This is a genomic window from Kitasatospora sp. NPDC007106, from assembly GCF_040634455.1.
In the GTDB taxonomy this organism is placed as follows: Bacteria; Actinomycetota; Actinomycetes; order Streptomycetales; family Streptomycetaceae; genus Kitasatospora; species Kitasatospora arboriphila.
Map to the genome: position 1 here is coordinate 1 of NZ_JBEYFP010000871.1, position 2,353 is coordinate 2,353.

Annotated in this window: 3 protein-coding genes; 1 reads left to right on the forward strand and 2 read right to left on the reverse strand. The window is 75.2% G+C overall.

What is annotated here, in order from left to right; translation table 11 throughout:
* Positions 1-62: 62 nt before the first annotated feature.
* Positions 63-827: an SDR family NAD(P)-dependent oxidoreductase gene (locus ABZ641_RS33450; protein ID WP_344624607.1), complete on the reverse strand. Its 765-nt coding sequence runs from the start codon at positions 825-827 to the stop codon at positions 63-65.
* A 359-nt stretch (positions 828-1,186) separates the two neighbouring features.
* On the opposite strand from ABZ641_RS33450, the gene ABZ641_RS33455 reads away from it, so the two are divergent.
* Entirely contained in the window at positions 1,187-2,029 is an 843-nt protein-coding gene (locus tag ABZ641_RS33455; RefSeq protein WP_344624686.1) for an undecaprenyl-diphosphate phosphatase, read from the forward strand.
* Positions 2,030-2,089: 60 nt separating this feature from the next.
* On the opposite strand, the gene ABZ641_RS33460 is transcribed toward ABZ641_RS33455, so the two are convergent.
* Entirely contained in the window at positions 2,090-2,326 is a 237-nt protein-coding gene (locus ABZ641_RS33460; RefSeq protein ID WP_359988006.1) for a hypothetical protein, read from the reverse strand.
* Positions 2,327-2,353 lie beyond the last annotated feature (27 nt).

A 2,353-nucleotide genomic window follows, 5' to 3' on the forward strand; every position in this document is an offset into this window, starting at 1 on the left:
TCCCGCGCCGCCGCTGAGCCCCGCGGCAGCCCCCGGGCCGGCCGCCGCGGCCGGAGCCGGGGTCAGCGGGCGAGGTAGCCGCCGTCCACGGGCAGCACCGCGCCGGTGACGAAGGAGGCCTCGTCGGAGGCGAGGAAGAGGATCGCCCGGGCGACCTCCTCGGGTTCGCCGAGGCGGCCCATCGGGTGCTGCTGGACGATCGCCTCCAGGTACTCCGGCCCGCCGGGCTCGTCCGGGAGCTGCCGGACCCGGTCGGTGCGGATGGTGCCCGGCGCCACGGCGTTGACCCGGATGCCCTGCGGGGCGCACTCCACCGCGAGGTGCTTGGTCAGCCCGGTGGCGACGAACTTCGCCGGGCCGTACACGGCTTGGCCTGCCTGGCCGGCGAGGCCGGAGATCGAGGAGAGGCAGACGATCGAGCCGCCGCCGGCCGCGGACATCCGCTCGATCGCGTACTTGCAGGTGAGGAACATGCCGCGGCCGTCCACGGCCATGACGGCGTCCCAGTCCTCGGGGGTGGCCTCGGCGACGGTGTGCAGCGGGATCACCCCGGCGTTGGCGACGAGCACGTCGATCCGGCCGTAGGAGCCCACCGCGGTCTCGATCATCGCCCGGGCGTCCGCGGGCACCGAGACGTCGCCGGCGACCGGCACCGCTTCGGCGCCGTCGGCGGAGAGTTCGGTGCACAGCGCCTCGACCGCGGGGCCGTCGATGTCGGTCAGCACGAGCCGTGCGCCCTCGTCGGCGAAGAGTTCCGCGGTGGCGCGTCCGATCCCGCGGGCCGCACCCGTGACCACCGCCGCCCTGCCCGCCAGCCGTCCGCTCATGCCGTCCGCTCCCGTCCGTGTGGTGGCCCGGGGCCAGCATGCCGCAGCCGTGCTGCCGCGGCGCGCCTGACATGCCGTCACCCCGCCGGTCCGGCAGGCACGGCAGGTTCGGCAGGCACGGCCGGGGCCGGGGCGGCACCGGATCTTGACCCTGCGGAAAGCTGCCGGTCATCTTGAATGCCTATTCTCCAGCTGCGCCGGAGGGGGCCGGGCGCCGCAGCAGGCGGCGCCGCGGAACGGCAGGGCCCCGGCAGCCTCCCCGACCGCGTCGTGCCGTCGGCGGACCGCGCACCACCACGAACGAACAGGACAGCCCCCATGCACACCCACCGACGGACGCCCCTGGCGGGTGCCCGGTGATCGACTGGTTCCACGCGGCCGTGCTCGGCCTCGTCCAGGGGCTCACCGAGTTCCTGCCCGTCTCCTCCAGCGCGCACCTGCGCGTCTTCTCGGCACTGGCGGGCTGGGACGACCCGGGGGCGGCGTTCACGGCGGTCACCCAGCTGGGCACCGAGTCGGCCGTGCTGATCTACTTCCGCAAGGACATCGCCGCGATCGTCGGCGCCTGGGCGGCCTCGCTGTTCAGCCCCGCGCGGCGCAGCGACCCGAACGCCCGGCTGGGCTGGTTCGTCATCGTCGGCACCCTGCCGATCGGCCTCTTCGGCGCGGCGTTCCAGGACACCATCGAGACCTCGCTGCGCGACCTGCGGGTCATCGGCACCACGCTGATCGTCTTCGGCCTGGTCCTCGCGGTCGCGGACCGCTCTCGGGCGGTCCGCAACGCCCGCCCGATCAGCGATCTGACGCTCCCCCACGCGGCGGCGTACGGCCTCGCGCAGTCGCTGGCCCTGATCCCGGGGGTGTCCCGCTCGGGCGGCACGATCAGTGCGGGCCTGCTGATGGGGTACAGCCGGGAGGCCGCGGCGCGGTACTCGTTCCTGCTGGCGATCCCGGCGGTGCTGGCCTCGGGCACGCTGGAGCTGTTCAAGATCGGCGAGGGCCCGGCGCCGGCCTGGGGGCCGACGCTGCTGGCCACCGCGATCGCCTTCGCGGTGGGCTACGCCGCCATCGCGTGGTTCCTGAAGTACATCTCGCACAACAGCTTCATGCCGTTCGTGGTGTACCGGGTGGCGCTCGGCGTGGTGATCATCGGTCTGGTCACCGCCGGCGTGCTGGCGCCGGACGCCGGCGTCGGCGGGTAGTCCCGCCCGGCAGGCGCAGGGGCCCGGTCCGACGAGCGGACCGGGCCCGTGTCGTTCGCGTCAGTCGCGCGGGGCGGCCCGGCGGCGCCAGACCACCACGCCGACGATGGCCGCGGCCAGGACGGCGACGACCACCACGGTGGCCGTGCCGCTGCCGGAGCCGCCGTCGGAGGCTGCGGGGGCGGTGGCCTCGGGGCTCGCCGAGGACGGTGCGGCGCTCGGCGTGTCCGAGGGCGCGGCGGAGGCCGTGGTCGGTGCCGCCGAGGCGGTCGCGGACGGCGAGGCGGGCCCGCACACATCGGAACAGCACACGTCTCAACACCC